This window comes from Candidatus Nitrosopumilus sp. (assembly GCF_965223225.1).
Taxonomy (GTDB): Archaea; Thermoproteota; Nitrososphaeria; order Nitrososphaerales; family Nitrosopumilaceae; genus Nitrosopumilus.
This window is the reverse complement of sequence record NZ_CBDCVU010000004.1, coordinates 408,760-434,725: the sequence shown is the minus strand read 5'-3', so window position 1 is coordinate 434,725 and position 25,966 is coordinate 408,760. Positions and strand designations below refer to the sequence as shown.

Here is a 25,966-nt window from a genome sequence, read left to right as displayed (position 1 = left end):
AATACTTCTAGGCAAGAATGTTTCTGTTGAACAAGCTTGTTTTAGACTCTGAGAGCTTAAACCATGTTTTAGAGAATAAACAGATTTCACGTCAGGAGATAATTGAGATTTACAACAATGCAGTAAGAGACCCTAAAGAATTATTCTCAGTAGCACATAGACTTAGAAACAAAGCAAAAAATAACTCGGTGACATTTTCTAAAAAAGCATTTTTTAACATCATTAATTTATGTAAAGACACATGTTCGTATTGCACATACAAAGCAGAACCAGGAGAAAATAAGCTTTCATTAATGTCAAAAAAACAAATTTACGAATTATTACAATTAGCTAAAAAATACAAATGTGTAGAATCTTTGTTTGTAACAGGAGAGCAACCAGAAAAAAAATATCCTGAAGCAAAGAAATGGTTAAGAGAAAATGGATTTACAAGTACAGCAGAATATTTGATCCATGCATCAGAATTAGCATTAGAAATAGGATTGTTCCCACATACAAACGCTGGAAATCTAAACTATCAGGAAATGAAAGAATTGAAGAAAACAAACGTGTCAATGGGAATAATGTTGGAAAATGTAAGTGAAAGGTTGTCAGAAAAGGGAATGCCGCATTACTTGGCAGCAAGTAAAAGACCAAAAACCAGATTGCAAATATTAGAAAATTCAGGCAAATTAGGAATACCAATGACAACTGGAATCCTAGTAGGAATAGGAGAAAATATTGAGGAAATAATAGACTCTATACTTGCTATCAAAAAATTACATGAGAAATATCAAAACATACAAGAGATAATTTTACAGAATTTTCAACCAAAAGAAGATACTGTTATGAGAAATACCCCCTCAGCAAATGAAGAATACTTCAAATTGATTGTCGCACTAACCAGAATAATAATGCCAGATATGAATATACAAATCCCACCCAACTTATCACCAAAATCATATCAGAGTTTCCTATCTGTAGGAATTAATGATTGGGGAGGCATATCTCCACTAACTCCAGATTTTGTAAATCCAGAATTTTCTTGGCCGGAGATAAGTAGTGTGGAAGAAAATTCAAAGAAGGCAGGGTTTGACTTGAAGTGTAGATTTCCAGTGTATCCAGAATTTTCATCACTAGTTAGCAAAGAGTTAAGAGACAAGATGATTGAAATTGAAGATGAAGAGGGCTTGGTAAGAGGGGATTATTGGAGATGACAAGTAACATAGAATCATTGTTTAAGGTCATAGATCCGGTAGTTGCCAAAATTCTAGAAGATGCCCTTTCAGAGAAAGAGATTTCAGCAGACGAAGGTTTAGAGTTATACAAAACAACAGGAATTGAATTTCATTTAGTAGGATTAGTAGCTGATGAGCTTAGAAGAAGAAGGGTAGGAGATATTGTATCATATGTTGTAAACAGAAACATCAACTTTACAAATGTCTGTATCAAGCAATGCGGATTTTGTGCATTTAGCAGAGATTTTAGAGAAGAAGAAGGGTACTTTTTACCTACCGAGGAAATTGTACGTAGGGCAAAAGAGGCAAATCAGTTAGGAGCAACCGAAGTATGTATCCAGGCAGGACTGCCACCAGACATGAAAGGAGATCTTTATGAAGAGATATGCAGAGAGATAAAAAAGGAGATTCCAGACATCCATATTCATGGATTCTCTCCCGAAGAAATATTGTATGGTGCAAAAAGATCCGAAGTTTCAATTGAAGAATTTTTAAAGAGATTGAAAGAAGCAGGGGTAAACACACTTCCTGGAACGTCAGCAGAAATATTGGATCAAGAAATCAGAGACAAGATATCACCAGGTAGAATTAGTGTGAAAAATTGGGAAAAAGTCATCAAAACTGCACACAAAATGGGAATTAACACTACATCAACGATGATGTTTGGACATGTTGAAACTACAGAAGACAGGGTTTTACACATAGCAAAATTAAGAGAGATTCAAAAGGAGACTAACGGATTTACTGAATTTGTTCCATTAAATTTCATCCACACAGAAGCCCCGATGTACACACATCAATTACATGAAGGAATAAAACAAGGTGGAAGTGGGAAAGATGTTTTGTTAACTCATGCAATTGCAAGAATCATGTTAAACAATTCAATAAACAACATCCAGATGTCATGGGTTAAAGAAGGGCAAAAAATGTCACAGCTTCTACTGATGTGGGGTGCAAATGACTTTGGTGGAACTCTAATCAACGAAAGCATATCAACATCAGCAGGTTCTGAACATGGACAATTACTAAGACCAAAAGAGATACGAAGGATGATCAGAGAGATAAATAGAATTCCAGCTGAGAGAAATACACACTATAAAATTTTGAAGAAATTTGAAGGAGATGCAGAAATTGAAGAAGATCTAGACAAAGTAACAGATGCCTCGCAATTTGGATCATATCCAGAATTAATAAAAATCAACAAATTCAATTACAAGAATCCAAGGAGAAAATAATTGTCTGCCTTAGAAAAGGCATTAATCCATTCAAAAAACATAGGAATAGACGAATGTGAGGTTGTTTATACCAGAAAAAAGATAACGACAATCAGAATTACAGATTCAAAAATAGCTGAGATTAAAAAAAATATTGAGAAAAGTTACGGTATTAGATTAATCCACAAAAAGAAAATTCTTTCGGTTCAAACTACAGATGAAAACAAAATAGAAAAAATGATAAAAGAAGGCTTTGAATCGTTGCAGAAGATAAAACCAAGCCTATTTTGGAAAGGTTTGCCAAACACAAAGAATCAGAAAAAGATCGAACGAACATACGATAAAAAAATAGATGAACTATCAGATTCAGATACAATAAATATCGCACAAGATATGATTGATTCGGCAAAAAACTCAAAAATCAATACGATTACAGGATCTTTAAATATCGTTTCAGAAGATTTTAAGATTGCAAACTCCAATGAATTGAATCTAGAAGACAAAGGCACATACATTTCTGGAATAATAAATGCCGAATCAGAACACAGTACAATCCCAGTATCAGGAATAGGCCATTCATGTGGCAGGACTTTAGAAGGTTTTTCTGCGAATGAGATTGGAGAGGACGCAAAAATCATGTGTCTGAAATCAATAAATCCAAAGAAAATCGAATCAGGAAAATATTCAATTATTTTTGAACCGTATTCAGTTGGAGAATTATCTTCTTTTGTTATTTCATCAAATTTTAATTTCAAAACATTTTCAGAAGAAAAAAGCTGCTTTTCGGGAAGACTTGGAGAACAAATAGCAACCACAGAACTAAACATAATGGATAATCCGCACATGCCAGACGGTATTGGTTCAAAAATTTTTGACGATGAAGGAGTAAGAACAAAAGAAGAATATTTTGTAAAAGATGGAATTTTTCAAAATACTTTTTCAAATTTATTTGATGCTTACAAAGAACATAAAGATTCATCAACAGGAAATGCAGTAAGATCGGGCTCACCAATGGGCAGGAGTTCAGAACAAATCACAACATCCTCACCACACAATCTAAAAATTGATTCAGGAGATGCAAGCAAAGAAGAATTAATCAAAGACACAAAACATGGTTTGTTGGTGGGAAGATTATGGTATACATACGCAGTAAATCCAATACGAGGTGACTTTTCATGTACTGCTAGAAGTGGAATTCAAATCATAAAAGATGGAGAGATATACACGCCAGGGAAATCCGTAAGAATTATTGACAATTTGCCATCAATGTTAAAAAGAATATCACAAATCGGAAAAGATCAAAAAAAAGTAATACAATGGGCATCGTCTGCATCAGCAGTTCCATCCATCAAGGTTGAAGAGATCAAAGCAAATTCAATATAAGAAAACAGTCTAAAATTTATTTGAAGAACGCACTAATCAGATACGCAACATACCCCATAACCAAAACTATACCTGCCACCTTGCCAATAACTTTGGTTTTCAATGCAATAAACAGCGAGAGGCTAAATAGAATCATGATTGCATAGTCAACATACACATCAGAGGTAATCATCACGCCACCAAGAGCGGCACCAACTCCCATTATCATCAAAATATTATAGATATTACTTCCTATGATATTTCCAACTCCAATGTCGGTGTGGCCTTTTCTAATTGCAATTACAGAAGTAATCAATTCAGGAAGAGAGGTTCCAATTGCAATTACAGTCAAGCCAATAATTTTTTCAGAAAGGCCAAATTCTTTTGCCAAAATTACAGAGTTTTCAACAGTCAGATATGCTCCCACGTACAAAAGCACAATCCCAAGAGCAATTAGTCCAATTGATTTTGGATAAACACTACGTTTATCTTCAATCATAGTTTCAGGATTTTTTTCACGATGTTTCATTGCATCATTGTATGTGAAAATTGCAAATACACCCAAACCTACAAGAAACAAAATTCCATCATATTGAGATAGTTCGCCATCTAAAGAGACTAAAATTAACAGAAATGAGACACCAAGCATTATTGGGATTTCTTTTTTCAAGACAGACCTACTAACAGCAATAGGAATTAGGATAGCAGAAACTCCAATTACCATTCCAATGTTGGCAATGTTACTTCCAACAATATTTCCCAGAATAATTGTGCTGTGTTCACCTGCAGCAGCAATACTTGCGGCAAGTTCAGGAGTAGAAGTACCATAAGCAACAATGGTCATACCAATAACAAGACTACTTATGCGGAATTTCTTAGCAATTGCAACACCACCACTAACTAACCAGTTCCCTCCAAAACACAGCATGATCAATCCAACTACAGTCAATATGCTGCTGATAAGAACAACTTCCATAGAATAATTTGTAATTGAGGTTGTTTAAAGGAGATGATTTACTAGAAATTTACAACTTTAACAACAAGAATAACGTTTGTTTATAATTCAAAAATAGTACTAGTTGAGGATATCAGGAACTTTCAGGAGAATCAATCAAAGAGCGGATATAATCAATTACTTGGAGATAATCTGCACGTGGTTCAGTACTTGTCAAGAATAATTCTTGGGAATTTATCGGTATGCTTATCAAAGTTACTTTTTCGTATTCGGTAATAGAAGATCTTTCGTTACCAATCTTATATGCCAAATTTGTGTAAAGATCACGTTTCTGCAATGCATAATGAATAGACATTTTTGTTTCATTTTCATCTAACATTTTCTCAATGTTATCTTTTTGTCCACCTGCAATCATTTCGCCTTTACTGTTTGCAACACCTGCAAATCGTATTTGCGGATCAGAGTCAAGAACTTTTTTTGTTATTTCATCATAATTAAGCGACATATCTATACCTCATTGTGGTTTTCTTCGTACGAAGTACCTCATCGTGGTATTTTAGTCCATCTGTATGGACATGTTGGCATAATTTGGATTTCACATATTAGAAATAAAATTCCAATTTTATTTCGATTTCCCCAATGATTTGAAAGTTTTTTCGTCTAGATGCAATTTTGATCTTTTCAATAATAACCTTAAGAAAACAACACGTTATGATGACCAAACATTTCAAAAACAGTCCAAACAGGGGAACACATACTACAACAATGTAAAAAAAGAAGACATAAAGATCAACAAGAACGATGTTAAAGATTAATAAGGTAATGTACCGTACTATACGGTATGATGCGAGCAAGACTAACATATGTGCCATTAGAGGTGGCAGATCAATTCGAAGATTTCATTATAAGAAGAGATGAACAAATATTGGATGCCGTAAAGGCAAAAACACGCGATTATAGCACACTGTCATTATTGAAACTGTTGTACCAGTTGAGAGGAAACCCAATGACATTCTCAAACCTGTATTCAAAATCAAAAATAAGAATGAAGAAATCATTTTTGAATTACTTACATTTATGCGTGGACTATAACTTTGTGAGAAAGGAATCAGTAGGATCAAATGTGATTTACTCAATCACAGACAAAGGAAGAGTCATGCTGAGTCTCTTTATGGATAAAAACAACATTCCAAATCAAGAAATACCAATAAAAAATTAGTTATCAAATTTACATTGCAAAAAATGAGAAAAACAGAAAAGAAAACTAACCAAAAAATTGATCTTAGAACATAAAATTACTAAAAAGTACCTACTAAAAGAGTCCAAAATGCTTAGTTAATACGTAATTAAACAGAAAAAATCGACGTAACTCGTGCAGAAGAAATTCCCAGAAGCAGAGGTATTTGAAATAAAAAAGACAGAACTAAAAAGTCCCGTAATATTTGCAGGGTTTGTAGGTGCAGGACTTGTAGGGCCTGTTGCAATTAACCACATCATAGAAAAATTAGAGATGGAAGAAATAGGAGTGATGAGATCAAAGTATCTCCCACCATCAACTGTTTTCATGAGAGGCAGATTACGACATCCATTTAGATTTTATTCAAATCATGAAGGAACAATTTGTGCAATAATTTGCGAAATTACATTGAGGATGGAAGGATTATACTCATTGGTTTCATCAATTTTAGACTGGGCAGCACAGAAAGGTTCCAAAGAGATTGTAATATTGGATGGAGTTGCAAGTACAGAACATGACGACAAGGCCTATTGCGCAGCAGAAGAGGACCTAATACGAACAATGGCAGATAAAAATATCAGTATGATTCCTCAAGGATTCATTACTGGAATACCAGGAGGAATACTGAATGAATGCCTAGTAAGAGAAATCCAAGGCCTAACATTATTGGCAAAGGCAAACAAAATTGCACCAGACTCAGCAGCGGCAGCCACATTAATTGAGGCATTAAATCGATTTTACGACATGGACATAGATACGACAGAACTTCAAAAGGACAAAGATAGAATTCATTCAGAATTTAGTGAATTGTCTCAGAAATATGTAGAACATAGAGAAGAGATAGCTGGAATGTACATGTAAAAATACATCAAGCAAATTCTTTTATTCATAACAGATACGCATCAAATCATGACATTCACATACAAAAAAGCAGGGGTAGATATTTCTAAAATAAAACAAAGCCAGATGGCGATAGGCAAACTAATTGAGTCCACACACAAATTACAAAAAAAAGCAAAGATCGCACACGGTTTTGGACACTATGCAGGAATTGTAGAAATACCAGGAGGCAAACTACTAGCAACGCATACAGACGGAGTTGGAACAAAAGTAGTAATTGCAAACAAGATGAAAAAATACAACACAATAGGAATCGACTGTGTTGCTATGAATGTCAACGATATCATATGTATTGGAGCAACACCAATATCGTTTGTAGACTATATTGCAGCAAACAAAAACGATCAGAGAATATTTAAAAAAATTGTCGAAGGGCTAGTCAAAGGTGCAAAGAAATCAAAAATGCCAATAGTAGGCGGAGAAACAGCAATCATGCCAGACGTAATCGAGGGTAAGGGATTTGCATTTGATTTAGCAGGAATGGTAGTAGGACTAGTAGAAAGAAAAGAGATGATTCTTGGAAATAAAATCAAACCAAGAGATGTAATAATTGGTGCAAAGAGTACAGGTATTCACTCAAACGGATATTCCTTGGCAAGAAAGGCACTTTTGACAAAATATTCTGTTAAGGACAAGGTCAAAGGAGTAGGAGTGATAGGAGATGCATTGTTAAAGCCTACCGAAATATACACAGAACCAATACTTGAGATGGTAAAAAAGTGCAAAATTAACGGACTAGCACACATAACTGGAGGAGCATTTACAAAATTGATGCGTCTCAAAAAAATAGGATACGAGATTAATGATCTTCCAAAAACACCCCCCATAATGAAATTGATTGGAGAACAAGGAGTAAAGTCAGAAGAAATGTACAAGACATTCAACATGGGAGTAGGATTCTGTGTGATAGCACCAAAAGATCAGACAGCAAGAATAAAATCAATATTCAAAAAATCAAACATATCAAGTCAAGAAATTGGAGAAATAACTTCTAGAAAGGGCGTATTTGTGAATTCATTGAAGATCGCGTAAAACAAAACACAACCACAGATACAATATCACCTTATATGACAGATTTTTTTAGGCTAACATAGAAAGATGGCTGCAGAAGCGCATTTTATTGAGACGATCATAGGAGTAGGAATTTTACTCTTTGCAGCCAAATTAATGGCAGAGCTTTTCCTCAGACTTAAACTCCCAATAGTTTTGGGTGAACTTTTGGCAGGAATGATTGTAGGCCCATTTGCATTAGGGGCATTTTTTGTTGTGGATGGAAAGCAACTATTGCAGATAAACGATGAAATTAAAATCCTAGGGGAGATGGGTGCAATCGTAATCTTGTTCATGGCAGGATTAGAGATGACACCAAAGGAGTTTCTCAAAGGAGGAAAGGCGTCATTTACAGTAGGAACATTGGGAGTCGTAGTTCCATTCTTTGCAGGTCTAGTAGTATTTGGCATGTTTGGATTTGATGCATTACAATCCATGCTGATTGCAACAGCATTGACTGCAACAAGTATTGCGATTTCAATTCAGGTGCTAAGTGAATTTGGTAAAATCAAAACACCAGAGGCAAGACTAATCATAGGTGCTGCAGTAGTAGATGACATTTTGGCAATTGCAGTATTATCAGTAGTAACATCAATTGCAGGATCAGATGCAGGAGTTGACAGTATAGACCTAACAGAAGTCATGATTACAATCCTCCAAGTCCTTGGATTCTTTGCAATCATGCTAATAGTGGCAGTAATAGTAATTCCAAAGATAATAACTCCACGATTATGGAAAGCCAAGGGAAGTGTTGAAGGTATAGCGACAGCGTCGTTTTTTGGAGCTGCTGCGTTAGCAGGGTCAATAGGGTTGTCACCCATCGTAGGTGCATTTGCAGTAGGCATGGCATTATCAACCACCAAAGTGTTTGAAAAGGTTGAAAACTATATTGGTAAAATTGGTTTGATTTTTGCACCCTTGTTCTTTGCAATTATTGGAGCACAAGTAGATCTAAGAGCAGTTGATTTGAATGTCTTAATGCTTAGTGGAGTGATTATCATAGTTGCAATTGCAACAAAATTGTTTGGATGTGGACTGCCTGCAATGCTATTTCTCAAAAATAAAGCACAAGGAATGAGAGTAGGAATAGGTATGATATCAAGAGGAGAAGTAGGACTCATTGTGGCAGGAGTGGGGGTGACAGCAGGTGTGTTGACATCAGAGGTATACTCTACAATTGTAATCATGGTCGCAGTTACAACAATAATCACACCAATTTGGCTTAAAATGGAATATAGGAAAGAGCAGAGGAAAGAGAGCGGTGGCGGAGACGCACCAAAAAATGAAACCAAGACAAAACCAGAAGCATAAGTCTTAAATCGTTCATGTAGTTCTTCAGTAAAACATATGTCTGCAGAAACAAACAATGAGGGATTCAGAGCAGAGATGCTTAAAGAAATTAAAGAAATCCAAGAAGAGATAGCAGAGTTAAGAGAGGCAGAAATTCTTGATGAGATTAAAGAAATCCAAGAAGAGATAGCAGAGTTAAGAGAGGCAGAAAGAAAAATTTCAGAAGCAAAATCAAAAAGTGAAAAAAAGAAAACAACTGCTAAGAAGAAAACAACTGCTAAGAAGAAAACAAAGCGATAAATTCAAAAATACATATTTAACGAATTTATGCCCAATCATAAAATAGAAAATATGAGTAATCTAGACAGTGTATTTACAAAAGCTTGTACCGAGATTACTGAAAATTTACTTACAATCAAAGAGCCAAACAAAGGCAAAATAAGAGAAGAAATCAAAAAGATTTGTGCAAAATATGCTCTTGAAAGAATTCCAAAAAACCATGAAATTCTATCAGTTGTTGATGAATCAGATTTTAACAAATTAAGGAAAATCCTACTAAAAAAACCCGCAAAGACAGCATCCGGAGTTGCAGTTGTTGCACTTATGCCAAAGCCATTTGCATGTCCACATGGAAGGTGCACATATTGCCCAGGAGGAATTGAATTTAATTCACCAAATAGTTATACCGGAAATGAACCATCAACCCTAAATGCTATAGAAAATGAATACGATCCCAAATTACAAATAATATCAAAGATTGACAAGTTGGTTGCATTTGGGCATGACCCATCAAAGATGGAAATTGTGATTGTAGGAGGAACATTTCTGTTTATGCCAAGAGATTATCAAGAAGAATTCATCAAATCATGTTATGATGCTCTAAATGGCACAGTTTCAAAGAATTTGCAAGAGGCAAAATCAAACAACGAACATGCAGCAATCAGAAACGTAGGATTCACAATTGAGACAAAACCAGATTATTGTAAAAAAGAACATGTAGATTGGATGTTAAACTATGGAATTACAAGAATAGAGATTGGAGTTCAATCATTACAAGAAAGAGTATACAAAAAAGTAAACAGAGGTCACAACTACAAGGATGTAGTAGAATCATTCCAAATATCAAAAGACGCAGGATACAAACTTGTTGCACATATGATGCCAGGATTGCCCACAATGACACCAGAAGAAGACATTAATGATTTTAAAAAATTGTTTTCAGATCCTCAGCTACGTCCAGACATGCTAAAGATTTACCCATCGTTAGTAATTGAAAATACACCTCTTTATGACGAATTCAAAAATGGCGATTATACACCATATTCAGACGAAGATATGATCAAGGTTCTAACAGAAGTAAAGAAAGAGATTCCAAAATGGGTAAGAATAATGAGAGTGCAACGAGAAATATCAGCAAATGAGATAATTGCAGGACCAAAGTCAGGCAATCTCAGACAGATAGTACTTCAAAATCTAAAAAGACAAGGACTTTCTTGCAAATGCATAAGATGCAGAGAGGCAGGCCTAAAAAACAGCAAAACGAACCCAAAAGAATTAGAACTAAAAAGAATCAACTATGATTCCTCAGAAGGAAAAGAAATCTTCCTATCATATGAAGACAAGGATGAATTAATTTATGGATTTTTAAGATTAAGAAAACCAAGCAACGCAGCACATAGAGATGAGATAAAGGATCACACATCAATTGTAAGGGAGCTTCATGTTTACGGTAAATCATTAAAACTGGGCGAAAAAGGAGAAAATGAAATTCAGCATTCAGGACTAGGTAAAAAATTGATGATGGAGGCTGAAAAGATATCACAAGAAGAATTTGACGTAAAGAAGATACTGGTAATCAGCGCAGTAGGAACTAGAGAATATTATCAAAAGTTAGGGTATTCGTTATATGGCCCATACATGTCCAAGACATTGAAATAAGGAACGGAAATGTCAGAGCAAGAGATTATTGGTAAGGGAACATGGATCGACAAGCTTGCATTTGAGTTACTTGAAAGAGAGAAGAAATTAGGCAGAAATACCGATTTGCTCAGAGTTGAAAGTGGTCTTGGGGCATCTGGAATACCACATATAGGCAGTCTAGGAGACGCAGTAAGGGCATACGGGGTCAAAATGGCGTTAGAGAATTTTGGCTACAAATCAGAATTAATTGCATACTCTGATGATCTTGACGGATTAAGAAAAATCCCAGAAGGATTTCCTGAAACATTGCAAGAACATATTGCAAAACCAGTATCATTGATTCCTGATCCATATGGTTGTCACGAATCATATGGGATGCACATGAGTAGTCTATTGTTAGAAGGACTAGACAAAGTTGGAATAAAATATCAGTTTAGGAGAGCTATTGACACTTACAAACAAGGATTGTTAAAAGATCAAATACACATCATTCTAAAAAATGCCACAAAGATTGGAGACAAAATTTCGGATCTTGTAGGTCAGGAAAAATATCAAAAATATTTACCATACTTTCCAGTTTGCAGAAATTGTAATAGACTGTACACTGCAGAAGCAACAGAATACATCGAAGATGAAAGAAAAGTAAAGTACAGATGTCACGATACAAAAATTGGAGACAAGACAATCAAAGGATGCGGACACGAAGATGAGGCAGACATTGCAAAAGATCTGGGCAAACTAGCTTGGAAGGTAGAGTTTGCTGCAAGATGGGCTGCTTTTGACATACGATTTGAAGCATACGGTAAAGACATTATGGATTCAGTCAAGGTAAATGACTGGGTTGCAGATGAAGTACTAAACTTTCCACATCCCCATCATGTAAAATACGAAATGTTTCTAGACAAAGGGGGTAAAAAAATTTCAAAATCTCTGGGAAATGTTGTGACTGCTCAGAAATGGTTAGAGTTTGGAAGTCCAAAATCTATTTTGTTACTATTGTACAAAAGAATCACAGGAGCTCGGGAATTAGGTTTTGAAGACATACCATCATTGATGAATGAATACAATGAATTAGAAGACATTTACTTTGGACGTATAAAGATAGACAACAAAGCCAAGATGATAAAATCAAGAGGCCTCTACGAATATGTCAATCTACTAAATCCTCCAAAAAATCCAGAGGTACACATCAATTATAGACTATTAACAGAATTGACAAAAATATTCAAAGAAAATAGAATCGAAAGAGTGATGAAAAAACTACAAGACTATGGAGTTATTAAAAATCCAGAACCTTCAATTGAAAAGCTTATTGAGATTTCAGGTAATTTTTCAGATGAATTTGATGAAAGAGAAAAAACAGACATTGACATCGAGGATTCAGTGAAAAAGGCACTAAGAATACTAGCCGAAGAGCTTGGTGCAGATAAAGAACCAGAAGACATACAAAATACAATATATCAGATTGCAAAATCAAACAATATACAGCCAAAAGAGTTTTTCAAAATACTTTATCAGGTTATTCTTGGAACGTCAAGAGGTCCAAAAATAGGTCCATTTATTTCAGACATAGGAAGAAAGAAGGTTTCAAAGAGTATTTTGGAGCATATCTAAATGGCCCATAGCGAGCACAACAGATCAAAAAACAGCGGAGGCTTTGTATTGATAATTTTTGGAGCGCTATTGTTGTTTCTTGCTCCAAACATTTATCCAACAATGCCAGAGCTTGGAACAGTGTCATTAATTGGAGGATTTGTAATAGGAGCAATCGGATTTTATTTGAAATTTCTAAAGGGGCGAATGATTCAGAGATGAAAAAATATTCATTTTTAGGATACAGACACAGAGTGTGACAGAATATGGGGTTTTTTGGAAGGAGAAAAACAAGAGAAGAAAAAGTCGAAAACGAAGATAAGCCAGAACAAAGTCTTGAAACGGTTGAGAACAGTGAAGAAATTACATTAAAGAAAGAATCAGAAGTAGAAGGATTACAAAAAGAATTCCGAAACAAGCAAGAGGAGATAAAAAACATCAGTGAAAAAATTCAGACTGTAAAGGACGAATATGACTCCACTGTCAGTAACCTGATGTCAGTAAAAAGAGAATTAAACCAAAAGAAGATGGAATTAGATGTTATACAAAGAGAACACAAAGAACTAGAAGAAAAGATAAAAAAGTTAGAAGAGCAAAAAAATTCTAAAACTACTCAAGAATACAACAGAACAGAAGAAAATCTCATCAAGGTAAAAAAAGAATTAGAAGAGATCACAAAGAAACAAGAAGAGACAAAGGAAGAAATTGCAAACGAGCAATCAAAATTACACATCATTAGAAAACAACAGATAGAGGCTCAAAGAGAGCTTGATGAGGCAAATTCAAGATTATACAATGCAAAAGAAGAACTTGAGAAAAAAGATCATTTTCAAGATACAAATATTCTGACTCCAAAGGAGCAAGAATTTATTCAAGGTGAAACATCAGATCAAAAGAGTTCAGCAGGAATTATTGAAGCTGCAAGTGCTGTCGTAGGATCTCTAAAATCAAAGCTCAATACAACACAAAAAGAACTTGAAGCAGTTCAGATACTCTTGGAAAAAGAAAGAGAAGAGCATGAAAAAACAAAAAGAGAATTAGAATCACTCAAGTCAAAATCAGAGAAAACAGAGGATTAGAGGCCAGCAAAGTGTTTTTTCCATTTTGATTTGATTTCATCTTCAGAAATTCCCATATCATACAAAGGAGAAGTAACCTCAGACACAGATGTAACATCCACTAAGACTAGGGATTGTATTTGACTTTTGATGCCTTTATTCCTATAATGTTGCAATAGTTCATCAAACAAGACAGAATCAGATACAATGCTTGCTTTTCCTTCAAAAAGGTATCCTTTTCTAATGAGAGGATCAATTACATTAATTTCTACAAAAGGATTGGTTTGTAAATTCTTCATCGTATCAGGAGAGCGAATATCTGCAAAAGCCAGCGTGTTTTCAGTCCAACCAATTACGGTACCCTTAGGAGACAAGTTAGGTTTGCCGTCAGGAGACACAGTAGCAACATATCCGAGTTTTTGAAGATCAAGAAAATCCCTAATTTCTCGAGTAATCATCAACAATAACTTCAAAAAACAACAAAGAAAGGTTTTTCGAAAATTACCTCATCACTTCAGTCAGAGCCTGAGATAAGAAGAAGAAACCAATGCCTCCCCCAATAATTGCTATCCATGCTGCAATTTGTTTAATTTTAGACATTCAAAATGTTACATTCAGTCTTGTTATTGAATCTAATCAAATTCTAGACAGTTATAATTATGTCAAATATAGAACATCATGGTGGTCAATATCAAAGATATCGGTAAATTTTTTATTTTTATTGTAGGAGGGATTGTAGCCATTATAGTAGGATCTTTTATGATTCGTGGAACCATGCACATGTGGGATAAACCAGAAGCAGAAAAGAAAGATAGTGATGAAAATAACGACTAAAAATAGGCAATGCTAAACAATTTTTAGAATTGCTACAGGATTCATCCATACGAAAGTCATTAGACCAATACATACAGCGGAGAATACAAGAGATTCCAAGTGAAATAAAGCAAACTTTTCCGAATATCAAGCAGATCTGGAGATGTCAAGATGAGCAAGATTTCCTGTACGGATACTATGTGGGAAAGATAGAAGAAGGTGCCCTACATTACTTACTCAAAGCAACTAGAGCCTCGGCTGGAGGGTACGTAGATACATTTGAGATAAGAGGAATAATTGAAACTCACAAAACAGAACTACAAAAGGTAATCAAAGACCAAATCGGCAATTAGTGAAGTAAAAATACTACAAATTAAAACATAACACATGGTTGGGCCACAAGATGGAGGATTCGGATTTGATCAGTCAAAAAAATACACCACAATTGAAAACATAGATGAGATATGTGTACAATGTCAAGCAGGTCAACATAAAAAATGTCTTAAAAAATCAAAGCAACAAGAAGTCTGCGAATGCGAACATTGCTTGATTTATGGATAATAAAACAAAATAGAATTCAAGTAATTTTTTAATAATATTTAGAAATAATCTTTTTGTGTCAAACCAATATTCCTTTGATTGTAAGTTTTGCGGTATGAATTTTGGGGACAATGTAATTGAATTGGCAGCACATATTGGCAAAGTTCAGGACATCCCAAGAGGAATCAAAAAACAAAATAAAAAGTCAAAAACTAGGTAGAATCACAAATGAAATGTAGCAACAAAGAAATTGGGTGTTATCATGATAACGCAATACATCTTGATGGAATAGGCAAATGCATTGTAAAAGGATGCAAATGTGAAAAATTTGAACCGAGTTAAAGACTCTGACGTTTATTTTCTAAGTCTTGAATCTCTTTTTGATATGAATCAGATACCTGTTTTGCAAATTCTTCGTGTGCAGATATAATAGATGATAAAGCGTCTTTGTAATTTGGATCTCCCTCTTTTATCAAATCACATGACTCAAGAGATGTGATGTGTCCAGTGACAGTTGCCATAGAGCCTTTTTGATTAAACTTGACAATGCCTCCAAAGGCCTCAATTAGCATAAATGCAGAATCTGCTTTGCATTTGTATGTTACCCGTCCAGTTTCAGTATTAAACAATTGTGTAATCCCTCCAGGTTTTCTGGTAACAGTAACAGTCATGAAATAGATGAAAAGTAAGGAGTATTAATTATTTTATGACTATGCGTTTCCAGAATCAGCAGGTGGAAGAGTAGCCATCCCATTTAGAATTTTGTCAATTTCATTTATGGCAAGTTTGTCTCTTCCGATAAGATCAAACTTTTGCAACAAAGTTTCGAATTTCTTTTCTTCTTCTACTTGTTCATTTACAAACCATTCTAGAAATGCATAAGTGGAATGATCCTTTTCTTTTTGTGCAAGTTCAACCATACTATGAATTGCCTTTGTGACTACCATTTCGTTATTTAGAGATGTTTTTAGAATTGATTCAAGTGATTTGAAATTAGAGGCGGGAGATTTTGTTCCTGGAATTGTAGCTGTTGCTCCAATATCGTTTAGATAGTGAATGAATTTGAGCATGTGTTGGCGTTCTTCTTCAGCTTGAACATAATAGAATGCAGCTGCTCCTTCATACCCAGTTGTTTCGCACCATGAAGCCATTGCCAAATAAGTATTAGATGCGTCTGCTTCAAGTGCTGTTTGATCGTTTAGTGCTTTTTTCATTTTACTAGAAATTTTCATAAAAATACTTGCAAGGCACTGTTAAAATAGTTTCTGGGAATCAAAAGTCCAAAAAATATTTCAGGCAATATTTGGTAAAACAAGATAAAAAAATCAGACTCAAGAAAATCTAGTAATTAAAAAGATCAATGCAAAAATAATCAAAAATAAAATTCCTGAAATACTTAGTATTTTCAGTCCCAGTGAGGGTTGAGAATCTTCTGACAAGAACTTTCCTGTTACCAATCTGAAATTAAATACTGCAACTACAGGTGCAATTACAAAAGATAAGACAGTTGCAAAGTCAACTAGTTCCCGTAAGTTATTTTCAAATTGCAAGATCACAACAAGAGAACCCATAGAGAGAATCAGTAACAGAGTAGTGTAAAAAATTCGTATTTTTTTATCAGATGTTTGAATTTTGTTCTTTTCTTTGTCCTGAATTAAGAAGATTGTTCTCTGTAAGGACCTAGAATAGCCATCAAAAACAGCAATAATTGTGCCAAACATCACAGTAAAAGCAGAAGAAGCAATCACAATATAGCTCCAATCCCCAATAGTTGCAGTATACAGGGTAACCACCTTATGTGCAAATAGAGAATTGTTGTTAGGTAATTCCTCCCCAGAACCATAGAAAATAAATGAACCCAGAGTTACAAACACTACAGCTAGAAATCCTGTAATAACATAAGCAAGTCTAAATTCAAACAAAGTTTCCTTTAATTTTGGTTTAAATTTTGTCTGTTTCATTCTTTCCAGAGTCCACAAACTATTCCAACTGGACAGATCTAATGCAGTAGGCATCCATCCCATCAGTGCAAGAAGAAAAAATATTCCAGATGACGTCCAAAGCTCTTTCGGTTCAAAGTTGAGAACTTGTTCTGTAGGACCATGATACAAAGCAAACAAGAATGCAGAAACTGTAGAGATTAGCAAAACTATTGCAACTACTTTGATTAAACTATCAAGAATCGTATATCGTCCTATTGCCAAAACTAAAACACATACAGCAAATAAAAGGACCACAGTCCAGTCTCCGAGAAAATCAACTCCAAATAGGTTTTCTAAAAATCCTGCAGTAACAAATCCAACTGCACCAGTAACAAAAAACATCGATGAAATTGTTAATATAAAATACAACCAAAGTGCAGGCTTACCAAGTTTTTTGTAACCATCAATTATGCTTGTTTGAGTAGAATTAGCATAACGAGAACCATACTCAAAGAATGGGTATTTGAGCAGAGCTGCAATTATTACAAATCCCAACATCAACAAACCAAAATCTGCTCCTGCACGAGTAGATTGAACCAAATGTGAAACGCCTATGGCAGTACAGGCAAATAAAATACCAGGTCCAGCAGTTTTTGATAGTCGTGATAATTTTTCATTCATTGTAGATAATCATCATGAAAAAATCTTCAATATAACTAAAATTTTGCATAATGAAACAAAATTGAAAATAAGGTAAAGAAGACAAGCCTAGAATGTAATCATTTCAATTTTGTTGTTGACACTCAGTATATCTAAAACATGCAACAGTATGGTCATTTACCATCCCAACTGCCTGCATAAGGGCATAACAAATGGTGGGCCCAACAAAGGTAAATCCTCGTTTTTTGAGGTCTTTGCTGAGATTTGTTGAAATTTCAGTAGAGGCAAGCAGATCAGATGATTTTTCATATTCATTCAAGATAGGCCTGAAATCAACAAAGGCCCACAAATATTTGTCAAAAGAGCCAAATTCTTGCTGAATTTCAAGGAAACATTGTGCGTTATTTATGGCTGAATTGATTTTGAGCCGATTTCGTATTATCGACTTGTCTTGCAGTAGGGTTGCAACTTTTTTTTTATTATATTTTGATACAACTTTTGGATCAAAATTTGAAAATGCTTTGCGATAGCCATCACGTCTATTGAGAATAGTAGTCCAGGTCAATCCGGCCTGAGCTCCCTCAAGTATAAGGAATTCGAATAATTTTTGATCATCATGTTGAGGAATCCCCCATTCGGCATCATGATAAGTTATGTTTGGTTCTGATTTTGCCCAATCACACCGTATAATCATGCTTGACATACCAGTTAATCCAAAATATGAGTTACCAAACAAGAAAAAAAGGTAGAAAATAGAAAATGAATGGGAATCAACAACTTTTAAGGATAAACAGAAATGTTATCATCTGTTTTGTAGTATCTGCATCATTATCAGCGGTAGTTGCTCAAGCATTAACAGAACAAGAAAATTATCTTAACACTACAATCACAATAATTTTTGGATATGTAGTTTATTTTGGAATCTTTTCTTGCTTGTTTTATTCAGATAACAAAAGTCGTTACAAATCTATGCAATCAAAACAAATCAAAAAAGAATTACTTGCGTTAATTTCCTCATTTGGAGTAGGAGAAATAATCTATTTGTCTGTTAGATGGCCAACATTTTACTATTTTTTAGAAATAGAAATTGAGCCATTTTTAGCATCATTAGCATCAGAGATCATTGCAACTGGATGCTACATGGCAGCAGTAACAGTATTTCTGAGAAAAACTAAAACATATTGATATTTTTCGGGTGTTTGACAAACCAGTAGAAAATATCAAAGGAATTTTCAAAATTGGCAATCTACCTATGTCCGCAAATGATTTCTTTGATTCAGATATTCAATTTTATATGATTTTCAAAATTACAGTAATCATAAAATCTTGAGGCATAATTGGTGCCAAATATTCTGAATTTATTTTATTTACAAAATTATAATATGTTATATATTTATCAAACAATTATCTGTAATTTAAAGAATTTACTTTAGATTTGACTCACACTAATTTTTCATATAAATTGGAATTCATAACAATTGGAAAGTTTTGCATAATAACAATCAGAAGAGGATAAAATTTTAAAGATTTTTAAAAAAAGATGCATCAATGAAATTGTGAGTAAAGAAGTTAAGATCAAAATAACCAAAGAAGAATTAAGTGAAATAATTACGTGTTTTGAAAAAGACAGGGAAATGATCAATCAAAAAATCAGATATGATGAAAATGCAGAGATGTGTTTACATCTTTTAAAATCATTTGAGCAGCAGATTCTTGAAAATCAAGAAAACGCTGATAAATTTGAACGCATGAAAAATAAAATCAGAGATAAGAAAAAATTTCATTTAATATGTGAAGGAAACGCAGGATCTGACTCAAATTTGGGAAAACACCACCATACAATATGGGAAGAGTTAAACCAAATATACGGAAATGAGTCCTAAAAAATTCGAGTTATTTTGAATTGTAAAAAAAAGTCTTTATTAAAAACAGAGAAAGTTTTGATAATAATCAATACAATACAAATCAAAGATAAGAATACAAAATCCAAATGAAAAATTTATAGAAATAAAGGGAATAATCAACATAACCAGACAAAGGCTTTAGAAATGCAAAAGGAACAAAAAACAATCATAGGAATTTTAATTTCTATCTGTGTGGTAGGGCTGATTGGAATTCAGATAGGCAATCCAAAATTTATGACAAATGCAATAATACTTGAATCAGTTTTCATCATATTAACAGCAATAGCAGTATGGAGGATAAGATATACGCTTATCCCAAACATAGCAATTGCAATCATTGTAATAATAGGAAATACTGCATCACCAAGACATATTGAAATTATGAGTACGCTTGAACCATTTTTAAATGGAATTGTACTAATCATTGGAGGATATATTCTACAAGGTACCCTTTTAGGAATAAGCTCATACATGTTCATAAAACAGAGAAAACAAGAAAAAATACCAAAAACAAAAAGACAATAGATTCGAGAGAAAAAGAACCATACAGGTTACTACTTAAATTCATGAAAAAAAATGGAGATTATGAGTCATCAAGAAGAAAACAATCAAGACAAATCAGCTTTTAACATGATAGAGAAAAATACCGATGCGTATTGTCTAGACATTGAAAGTCACGTACCCCATATCCAACAAATTTTGTTTGACTTACAAAATGAATACTATAAGGCATGGAAATCAACTATCAAAACAAACATTTTGCTGCAAAAACAATTTACAGAAAATTTAGGATTAAAACAACATATCTCAGAGAATTCATGGAAAATATTTGAAGACATGCATGAGGACATTAAAAAATCTCGTGCTATGAATCATAAATTACTAGTGTCAGTAATTGAAATAAATAAAAAAAATATCAAGACTTGGAATCAAAATGTAGAGAATTTCTCAGAATTTAATAAAAAAACAATAGAGTTTTGGACATCGTTACTAAACCCAAAACAAGAAAATAAAAAATCATAAAATAGAATAAATCAATCAAGGCTTTCGTCTACAATTGAAAAAATTATTCCAAGTTTTTCAAGATATCCAATTTCAATTATTCGAAATCCCATATCTTGAATGTTATGCAGTATTTCAGAATCTACAAAATTATCATTTGTGTTGATTTTCATTGTATCATTCTCAAAAATATAATTCCAAGCAGGTCTTTTTTCAGACAAAAGAGTTCTAATCTGTTCATAAATTAACTCTTTCATTCTTTTTGATGTTTTTTGGAATAAAAAAATTATCTTTTACCATACTATTTTAAATTCAAAAAGAAAAATTATTGAAATACAGACCAACCTTTCTTTGGAGGATTGAATTTTTTACATTTACATAATTTACAATTAGTTCGTATTGGTTCATCAAGTGACGGAGCATGAGGAGGAAGAAATTGCAAATCATGGGATAGTCTAGGATTAGAAGAGACAATTCTTTTTACAAAGTGTTCACTTTCAAAATGATCACATGAACATTTTTTCCCAAATGGCTCTCTATTCAAATTTCTTAACCTAAAATCACAATCGATCTCAAGTAATTAAATCCCCCAGAAACAAATACGAACAAGAAATCAGGCACAACTCAGAAATCTTTGAGTTTTCTATTTACAAAAAATGCAACTACAAAAAGCATAACTGCAATTACAATATAGTTCAGATAGCCAAAAAAGATGGGGGTATTGCTTATTCCTCCACCATAGAGATTAACTACGGCCCTTACATCATAATCAGTTATCGTGTATATCATATTATTTGGCAAAAATGGATAAATTTCAGGAGTCACCATTATTGAACGAGAAAATATCATTCCTTCATCATTTAACCAGTATGGCAATCCATCATACATTTCAGTAAATACTGGATGGCCTAGTCCCAACACATGTCCAATTTCATGTGTAATGACCATATCAACATTAGATGCAATTTTATCTTTGGAAACAGGATCTAGATAAAAAATTACAACATCAGAGAATCCGTAATGAGATAATGCAGTCTCACCTCGTACAATTTCTAAACCACGAGGAGGAAGTGCCTCAAAGGTTATTGTTGCATCACATCCAAAGTCTGCAAAGCTGGAATTTTCAGGAATGGTTTTGTATTCAAAATTCCAGACACCAGATGTTTGAGTATATTGTTCAATTCTGCTTTGCCATAGATTAACTGATTCACCGGTTTTTGACAACAAATATTCAGTTGAATCTGGAAAATTTGGATCTGAGAATTCTTGAGCACAGAAAAGAGGAGATTTGTTTAATCTGTAATCAGGAATGTGATAATATTTTTCAGAAGCAAATTCATCATTCATGGAAACAATGCCACCTAGGACTGCAATAGATAGTGCAGCACCAACTAATCCAAAAATAATGAATTTTTTCTTTTTTTTACCGGATGTGTTGGAATTTCGAGGATGTTTTTGGAAATACTTTTCCTTGTCTTTTTCCATCCAGTTCCAAAATTTGTCATCATCAGATTCATCTTTGGTCCAATCAGTCAAACACTAATTGTAGATAATGATATAATATAATCATGTGTTACGTATGGGTACATTCACATTAAAGATTGTACAAACAATTCAATAGATCTTTAACTAATTTCCACGTACGGTTACCTGATTTCCAACTGAGTGATTGACACCGACAACGGGTCCAGGGTTTGGAGTTATTATCATCAAGGTCTCACAATCCAGGCATAAAGACGAGGGAACATAATCAGCATTTTTTTCAGAAATACCAGTGGTGACCAGAACAGCATCATCTTTTAGGTTTGAGCTACGGCAATTTACGCACAAAGATGGCTTGTGAGGAGTGTGTTTTATCTGGTTAATGAAATAATGAACCAATATACAGGACACTGGAAACACACGGTCTTAAATTAATTGTTTTTTAGTAACAAATAATCAAAAGAAGAAAAGGAATGCAATAGCATCATCATGATGCAGTCCAAAAAAACCAGATTTGATGAAATAAAATGACAGTGGAAAATAATGAAAAGATTACGCAAGAAGAATTACAAGACAATTTTCCACAAGTAAAAAAAGATGTCCAGTTCAAATATTCTGGAAAATGTAAATATTGTAATGTTGAAATTCAATTTTCAAATATGGTAGAAGTAAAGATCAGAAGAGATTCAACACGAAGACTCTTGCTTTATCACAATGGATGTTATGACAGATATTTTAGAAGAACGTTAGACTAAAAATTATCAAAAAACCCAGTATTCAAATTCAAAGAATAATTTAATTTTATCTTGTAGAAATTAAAACAGTAATTAATTCATCAAGAATTTTGACTTTTTCATTTACAGAATTTTGGTCAGTAGAATTAGCAGTAGAGTATTCAGAAACGGGTTCCAGCCTAGATTTAAGATCATCTTTTACAGAATATTTTTTCATATCCCTTGTAAGGACATCACACAACTCAGTTAGCTTTGCATAGTCATCTGTGAGTAAAGCGTACTTGAGATCAGAGAGATCTTGAGCAATGATTCGTTCATTTTTTCCCATCTTAGAAAAAACAACAACAAAGGATTGTTTAATCATTTGTGTATTCAAAAACAACTAATTCAATTTCATTTTTTAGAAGAGATGATCTCACCAATATGTTCAATCCATTGCATGTTTTTTTCAGACTGCAATACAATCCTGTTGAATTTATGGCCTTGAAGTTCAATGGTGATGATTTGTGCAGTATTTCCATCTTTTGTAAACCAAAACTCAGTATTCTTATTTTCTGTAAGATAGGTACCAGCCTTTATCAAACCAGATATTGCAGTTCCGGGCATTCTAACATCAGTATCACTTACAGTTGGCAGGAGAGCATTGGCGTCCACCAAATTCTCAAGAGGAATTTCAATGAATTCATCATGTACTGCCAAGAACCTTGCCTGTTCGTTGAGAATTATCTTCAAGGATTCATCCCCAAATTCCAATTCCACATTGCTTGCTTGTATAGAATCGCCCAAAAAGAGCCTATCCATGCTATCTAACCCAGGTATAAGCCCTATTCCAAAAAGCATGTTTACAGCAAACAAAGAGGCACCAATAATGAGACATCTTTTGGCTTTAACAGAGTCATCATTTCTCATTACAAGATATGCAATAATGCCACCAACAATATTGAAGAATATAGGTAACAAGTACCATGCTTTTCGTCTAGTCCTCACAGAATCAGATGACACAAAATTACTTTGTATTCAGCATTAATTAATTCTTAAATCAGATCTGAAAAGAAAAAACCAAGCTTTTCCAACACGTATTAACAAATTAGTGTTGTAAAATATCATTTTCAAGTTCTTCAAAAAATGAAGATAGCTGCTAGAAAACGTACAAAATGCACGGTAATAGAGATCACCACATCCACTTCAGCATACAAAAAGGTTAGATATTTTGTAAAAGACACAGAACCATGAGCATAGAGTCTAGAACTCCTGAAGAAATTGAAACTGAAATTCAGCAATGCATAAAAAAGACGCATGACAATGTCAATGACAAAGAAAAATTAGCATTTTGGGAAGGCAAGCTTGCTGCACTTAGATGGATACGCGGTAGAGGTTAGAATCAACGGTATTCAATAAACAATATCATCACAATAATGTATTGTGGTGGCGTCTAGACATCCAAAATGGATTATGTCATATCAAAATTAACTGTCATTATCATGAATGTTTTTGATCAAATTTAGTATTTCAGAGATTATATTTTGATGATCATTTTCAATGCTTGTGTGAACCATCAGCAGATACTTGTCATTTATTGGAAATGATATTCTTTTCATCTTTTCATATTCGCCCATAGAATACTTTGTTTTTCCAATTCTGTGTTCAATATTTTTTCTTGTATCCCATCGCTGCACCGCATAAAAGTGAACCATCTTTAATTCATCATCAGTAAGTACAGGTTCCATTTCTGCTCTATAGCCTCCAAACATTTTTTCACCATTCTTGTGCAAAATTGCAGCATATTGGACTGATTTGTCTATGTTCATTATTTTATTGTAGAAATTTTCAAAATCCATTAAATTATAGGATTAATACTTCTTAAAATAAGATCTTATTCGAATAAATACTATTTTACAAATTTATCTAAAATTACCAAATAAATTTTTTGAAAATTCTTCTAATCTTCAAAAGTCACAAAATATGTTGAGATTAATCACAAAAAAAGCAAGATTGGATCAATTAGAGAGAAGACTAGGAGCTCATTAACAGGAAGATTTTGAACCTGATCTTGTATTTCTTTGTTGATTTTGAAAATCAGTCGAGGAATTAATTATTAATAATAGGCTTTTTCATCTAACGTGAGATGGATTTTGATCAACTATGTAACAAATTTCTGAAATCTAGTGAGAAAATAAGATTTGTAGGAATCATAAACCCTAGCGGGAATTTGATCCTACAAAAAAATAGAAAAGACACCACATCCTTGTTGAGCGATGATGAAACTAACATGCTCATCCATTACTCATTTTCACGATGGAAACGCCTTGAAAATATAGAATACAAACTTGGAAAAATAACAGAGACAGTTACTAAATTTGAAAAAGTAAGCACAATCATGTTGTTTTATAATCAAAATCTATTCTTGATTAGCACTGACCCAAAATCCAATAATTCAAAAATAATTTCAGATCTATGGAGAATTATTGATGGAAAACCAGCTAGAACAAGTGCATCAAAGAAGAAGAAGACAGCTGCTAGAAAACCAGCTAGAACAAGTGCATCAAAGAAGAAGAAGACAGCTGCTAGAAAACCAGCTAGAACAAGTGCATCAAAGAAGAAGAAGAAGACAGCTGCTAGAAAACCAGCTAGAACAAGTGCATCAAAGAAGAAGAAGAAGACAGCTGCTAGAAAACCAGCTAGAACAAGTGCATCAAAGAAGAAGAAGAAGACAGCTGCTAGAAAACCAGCTAGAACAAGTGCATCAAAGAAGAAGAAGAAGACAGCTGCTAGAAAACCAGCTAGAACAAGTGCATCAAAGAAGAAGAAGACAGCTGCTAGAAAACCAGCTAGAACAAGTGCATCAAAGAAGAAGAAGAAGACAGCTGCTAGAAAACCAGCTAGAACAAGTGCATCAAAGAAGAAGAAGACAGCTGCTAGAAAACCAGCTAGAACAAGTGCATCAAAGAAGAAGAAGACAGCTGCTAGTATTTCCAAAGATTATGTGAGTCCAGAATTAAAGTCAAAACTTGACCAGTTAGAAGAATATGCAAATTCACTTTATCAAAAAATCAGAAAATAATATTTTATTGAATGGTTTTATGACATTTAACACAACCCTGTATTATCTGACT

Annotated in this window: 36 protein-coding genes; 23 read left to right on the top strand and 13 right to left on the bottom strand. The window is 33.7% G+C overall.

Going from position 1 to position 25,966, the window contains the following annotated elements:
* Positions 1-26 precede the first annotated feature (26 nt).
* Genes cofG through ACOQN3_RS02885 form a run of 3 tightly spaced genes read left to right on the top strand, consistent with a single transcriptional unit; the run spans position 27 to position 3,814 of the window.
* Complete coding sequence (gene cofG, locus ACOQN3_RS02895) at positions 27-1,196, top strand: 7,8-didemethyl-8-hydroxy-5-deazariboflavin synthase subunit CofG (RefSeq protein WP_420544989.1); 1,170 nt, start codon at positions 27-29, stop codon at positions 1,194-1,196.
* The gene (cofH, locus tag ACOQN3_RS02890; protein ID WP_420544988.1) at positions 1,193-2,452 is read left to right on the top strand and encodes a 5-amino-6-(D-ribitylamino)uracil--L-tyrosine 4-hydroxyphenyl transferase CofH; all 1,260 of its coding nucleotides are present in this window, start codon (positions 1,193-1,195) and stop codon (positions 2,450-2,452) included. Before cofG ends, cofH begins: the two co-directional genes overlap by 4 nt.
* On the top strand, positions 2,453-3,814 hold the full coding sequence (locus tag ACOQN3_RS02885) for a TldD/PmbA family protein (protein WP_420544987.1): 1,362 nt from the start codon (positions 2,453-2,455) through the stop codon (positions 3,812-3,814).
* 16 nt (positions 3,815-3,830) lie between these two features.
* On the opposite strand, the gene ACOQN3_RS02880 is transcribed toward ACOQN3_RS02885, so the two are convergent.
* Together ACOQN3_RS02880 and ACOQN3_RS02875 are read right to left on the bottom strand one after the other, a co-directional pair.
* On the bottom strand, positions 3,831-4,769 hold the full coding sequence (locus ACOQN3_RS02880; RefSeq protein WP_420544986.1) for a calcium/sodium antiporter: 939 nt from the start codon (positions 4,767-4,769) through the stop codon (positions 3,831-3,833).
* Between the two features lie 112 nt (positions 4,770-4,881).
* Positions 4,882-5,253, bottom strand: a complete 372-nt coding sequence (locus ACOQN3_RS02875; protein WP_420544985.1) for a DUF6659 family protein — start codon at positions 5,251-5,253, stop codon at positions 4,882-4,884.
* Between the two features lie 336 nt (positions 5,254-5,589).
* Here ACOQN3_RS02875 and ACOQN3_RS02870 point away from each other — a divergent pair, with 336 nt between their 5' ends.
* From ACOQN3_RS02870 to ACOQN3_RS02830, 9 genes are all read left to right on the top strand, one after another.
* A complete protein-coding gene (locus ACOQN3_RS02870; protein WP_420544984.1) occupies positions 5,590-5,967 on the top strand; it encodes a hypothetical protein in 378 nt (125 codons plus the stop codon).
* A gap of 153 nt (positions 5,968-6,120) precedes the next feature.
* A complete protein-coding gene (locus ACOQN3_RS02865) occupies positions 6,121-6,846 on the top strand; it encodes a proteasome assembly chaperone family protein (RefSeq protein ID WP_420544983.1) in 726 nt (241 codons plus the stop codon).
* 48 nt (positions 6,847-6,894) lie between these two features.
* Positions 6,895-7,917 (top strand): phosphoribosylformylglycinamidine cyclo-ligase, encoded by a 1,023-nt coding sequence (gene purM / locus ACOQN3_RS02860; protein ID WP_420544982.1) that lies wholly within the window; start codon positions 6,895-6,897, stop codon positions 7,915-7,917.
* A 66-nt stretch (positions 7,918-7,983) separates the two neighbouring features.
* Positions 7,984-9,246 (top strand): cation:proton antiporter, encoded by a 1,263-nt coding sequence (locus tag ACOQN3_RS02855; RefSeq protein ID WP_420544981.1) that lies wholly within the window; start codon positions 7,984-7,986, stop codon positions 9,244-9,246.
* Between the two features lie 36 nt (positions 9,247-9,282).
* Entirely contained in the window at positions 9,283-9,525 is a 243-nt protein-coding gene (locus tag ACOQN3_RS02850) for a hypothetical protein (RefSeq protein WP_420544980.1), read from the top strand.
* Between the two features lie 51 nt (positions 9,526-9,576).
* Positions 9,577-11,163, top strand: a complete 1,587-nt coding sequence (locus ACOQN3_RS02845; protein WP_420544979.1) for an elongator complex protein 3 — start codon at positions 9,577-9,579, stop codon at positions 11,161-11,163.
* 9 nt (positions 11,164-11,172) lie between these two features.
* The gene (lysS, locus tag ACOQN3_RS02840; protein ID WP_420544978.1) at positions 11,173-12,759 is read left to right on the top strand and encodes a lysine--tRNA ligase; all 1,587 of its coding nucleotides are present in this window, start codon (positions 11,173-11,175) and stop codon (positions 12,757-12,759) included.
* The gene (locus ACOQN3_RS02835; protein WP_420544977.1) at positions 12,760-12,960 is read left to right on the top strand and encodes a hypothetical protein; all 201 of its coding nucleotides are present in this window, start codon (positions 12,760-12,762) and stop codon (positions 12,958-12,960) included. It begins immediately after the preceding gene.
* A gap of 44 nt (positions 12,961-13,004) precedes the next feature.
* Entirely contained in the window at positions 13,005-13,817 is an 813-nt protein-coding gene (locus ACOQN3_RS02830; protein ID WP_420544976.1) for a DNA repair protein, read from the top strand.
* Here the strand turns inward: ACOQN3_RS02830 and ACOQN3_RS02825 are convergent.
* Positions 13,814-14,254, bottom strand: coding sequence for a pyridoxamine 5'-phosphate oxidase family protein (locus ACOQN3_RS02825; protein ID WP_420544975.1), 441 nt, complete (start codon positions 14,252-14,254; stop codon positions 13,814-13,816). The two genes, ACOQN3_RS02830 and ACOQN3_RS02825, sit on opposite strands and share 4 nt — an antisense overlap.
* 220 nt (positions 14,255-14,474) lie before the next feature.
* Between ACOQN3_RS02825 and ACOQN3_RS02820 the strand changes: the two genes are divergently transcribed.
* Genes ACOQN3_RS02820 through ACOQN3_RS02805 form a run of 4 tightly spaced genes read left to right on the top strand, consistent with a single transcriptional unit; the run spans position 14,475 to position 15,369 of the window.
* Complete coding sequence (locus ACOQN3_RS02820; protein ID WP_420544974.1) at positions 14,475-14,630, top strand: hypothetical protein; 156 nt, start codon at positions 14,475-14,477, stop codon at positions 14,628-14,630.
* A 29-nt stretch (positions 14,631-14,659) separates the two neighbouring features.
* On the top strand, positions 14,660-14,962 hold the full coding sequence (locus tag ACOQN3_RS02815; RefSeq protein WP_420544973.1) for a hypothetical protein: 303 nt from the start codon (positions 14,660-14,662) through the stop codon (positions 14,960-14,962).
* A 34-nt stretch (positions 14,963-14,996) separates the two neighbouring features.
* Positions 14,997-15,170, top strand: coding sequence for a hypothetical protein (locus ACOQN3_RS02810; RefSeq protein ID WP_420544972.1), 174 nt, complete (start codon positions 14,997-14,999; stop codon positions 15,168-15,170).
* Between the two features lie 55 nt (positions 15,171-15,225).
* The gene (locus ACOQN3_RS02805) at positions 15,226-15,369 is read left to right on the top strand and encodes a hypothetical protein (protein ID WP_420544971.1); all 144 of its coding nucleotides are present in this window, start codon (positions 15,226-15,228) and stop codon (positions 15,367-15,369) included.
* A 118-nt stretch (positions 15,370-15,487) separates the two neighbouring features.
* On the opposite strand, the gene ACOQN3_RS02800 is transcribed toward ACOQN3_RS02805, so the two are convergent.
* The 4 genes from ACOQN3_RS02800 to ACOQN3_RS02785 form a co-directional block, all read right to left on the bottom strand.
* The gene (locus ACOQN3_RS02800) at positions 15,488-15,820 is read right to left on the bottom strand and encodes a hypothetical protein (protein ID WP_420544970.1); all 333 of its coding nucleotides are present in this window, start codon (positions 15,818-15,820) and stop codon (positions 15,488-15,490) included.
* A gap of 39 nt (positions 15,821-15,859) precedes the next feature.
* Complete coding sequence (locus ACOQN3_RS02795; RefSeq protein ID WP_420544969.1) at positions 15,860-16,381, bottom strand: ferritin; 522 nt, start codon at positions 16,379-16,381, stop codon at positions 15,860-15,862.
* Positions 16,382-16,480: 99 nt separating this feature from the next.
* The gene (locus ACOQN3_RS02790; protein ID WP_420544968.1) at positions 16,481-17,752 is read right to left on the bottom strand and encodes an NRAMP family divalent metal transporter; all 1,272 of its coding nucleotides are present in this window, start codon (positions 17,750-17,752) and stop codon (positions 16,481-16,483) included.
* 103 nt (positions 17,753-17,855) lie between these two features.
* The gene (locus ACOQN3_RS02785) at positions 17,856-18,425 is read right to left on the bottom strand and encodes a DNA-3-methyladenine glycosylase I (protein WP_420544967.1); all 570 of its coding nucleotides are present in this window, start codon (positions 18,423-18,425) and stop codon (positions 17,856-17,858) included.
* 65 nt (positions 18,426-18,490) lie between these two features.
* On the opposite strand from ACOQN3_RS02785, the gene ACOQN3_RS02780 reads away from it, so the two are divergent.
* The 4 genes from ACOQN3_RS02780 (at position 18,491) to ACOQN3_RS02765 (ending at position 20,658) form a co-directional block, all read left to right on the top strand.
* Positions 18,491-18,916: a hypothetical protein gene (locus ACOQN3_RS02780; RefSeq protein WP_420544966.1), complete on the top strand. Its 426-nt coding sequence runs from the start codon at positions 18,491-18,493 to the stop codon at positions 18,914-18,916.
* Positions 18,917-19,287: 371 nt separating this feature from the next.
* On the top strand, positions 19,288-19,614 hold the full coding sequence (locus ACOQN3_RS02775) for a hypothetical protein (RefSeq protein WP_420544965.1): 327 nt from the start codon (positions 19,288-19,290) through the stop codon (positions 19,612-19,614).
* A gap of 165 nt (positions 19,615-19,779) precedes the next feature.
* Positions 19,780-20,160, top strand: coding sequence for a hypothetical protein (locus ACOQN3_RS02770; RefSeq protein WP_420544964.1), 381 nt, complete (start codon positions 19,780-19,782; stop codon positions 20,158-20,160).
* Between the two features lie 60 nt (positions 20,161-20,220).
* A complete protein-coding gene (locus tag ACOQN3_RS02765; protein WP_420544963.1) occupies positions 20,221-20,658 on the top strand; it encodes a hypothetical protein in 438 nt (145 codons plus the stop codon).
* Between the two features lie 11 nt (positions 20,659-20,669).
* On the opposite strand, the gene ACOQN3_RS02760 is transcribed toward ACOQN3_RS02765, so the two are convergent.
* The 3 genes from ACOQN3_RS02760 to ACOQN3_RS02750 all read right to left on the bottom strand — a co-directional run bounded on the left by ACOQN3_RS02760 (position 20,670) and on the right by ACOQN3_RS02750 (position 22,530).
* Positions 20,670-20,894 carry a hypothetical protein gene (locus ACOQN3_RS02760; protein WP_420544962.1) on the bottom strand — a complete coding sequence of 75 codons (225 nt, stop codon included), beginning with the start codon at positions 20,892-20,894 and terminating at the stop codon, positions 20,670-20,672.
* A 367-nt stretch (positions 20,895-21,261) separates the two neighbouring features.
* Complete coding sequence (locus ACOQN3_RS02755; RefSeq protein ID WP_420544961.1) at positions 21,262-22,173, bottom strand: hypothetical protein; 912 nt, start codon at positions 22,171-22,173, stop codon at positions 21,262-21,264.
* Between the two features lie 93 nt (positions 22,174-22,266).
* A complete protein-coding gene (locus ACOQN3_RS02750; RefSeq protein WP_420544960.1) occupies positions 22,267-22,530 on the bottom strand; it encodes a hypothetical protein in 264 nt (87 codons plus the stop codon).
* Positions 22,531-22,646: 116 nt separating this feature from the next.
* Here ACOQN3_RS02750 and ACOQN3_RS02745 point away from each other — a divergent pair, with 116 nt between their 5' ends.
* Entirely contained in the window at positions 22,647-22,874 is a 228-nt protein-coding gene (locus ACOQN3_RS02745) for a hypothetical protein (protein ID WP_420544959.1), read from the top strand.
* A gap of 46 nt (positions 22,875-22,920) precedes the next feature.
* Here ACOQN3_RS02745 and ACOQN3_RS02740 read toward each other — a convergent pair whose 3' ends face one another.
* Both ACOQN3_RS02740 and ACOQN3_RS02735 read right to left on the bottom strand, forming a co-directional pair.
* Complete coding sequence (locus tag ACOQN3_RS02740; protein ID WP_420544958.1) at positions 22,921-23,181, bottom strand: hypothetical protein; 261 nt, start codon at positions 23,179-23,181, stop codon at positions 22,921-22,923.
* A gap of 65 nt (positions 23,182-23,246) precedes the next feature.
* Positions 23,247-23,855 carry a hypothetical protein gene (locus tag ACOQN3_RS02735; protein ID WP_420544957.1) on the bottom strand — a complete coding sequence of 203 codons (609 nt, stop codon included), beginning with the start codon at positions 23,853-23,855 and terminating at the stop codon, positions 23,247-23,249.
* Between the two features lie 227 nt (positions 23,856-24,082).
* On the opposite strand from ACOQN3_RS02735, the gene ACOQN3_RS02730 reads away from it, so the two are divergent.
* The gene (locus ACOQN3_RS02730; RefSeq protein WP_420544956.1) at positions 24,083-24,232 is read left to right on the top strand and encodes a hypothetical protein; all 150 of its coding nucleotides are present in this window, start codon (positions 24,083-24,085) and stop codon (positions 24,230-24,232) included.
* An 87-nt stretch (positions 24,233-24,319) separates the two neighbouring features.
* Here ACOQN3_RS02730 and ACOQN3_RS02725 read toward each other — a convergent pair whose 3' ends face one another.
* A complete protein-coding gene (locus tag ACOQN3_RS02725) occupies positions 24,320-24,691 on the bottom strand; it encodes a DUF6659 family protein (protein ID WP_420544955.1) in 372 nt (123 codons plus the stop codon).
* Between the two features lie 287 nt (positions 24,692-24,978).
* Between ACOQN3_RS02725 and ACOQN3_RS02720 the strand changes: the two genes are divergently transcribed.
* Complete coding sequence (locus ACOQN3_RS02720) at positions 24,979-25,914, top strand: hypothetical protein (RefSeq protein WP_420544954.1); 936 nt, start codon at positions 24,979-24,981, stop codon at positions 25,912-25,914.
* Positions 25,915-25,966: the final 52 nt, after the last annotated feature.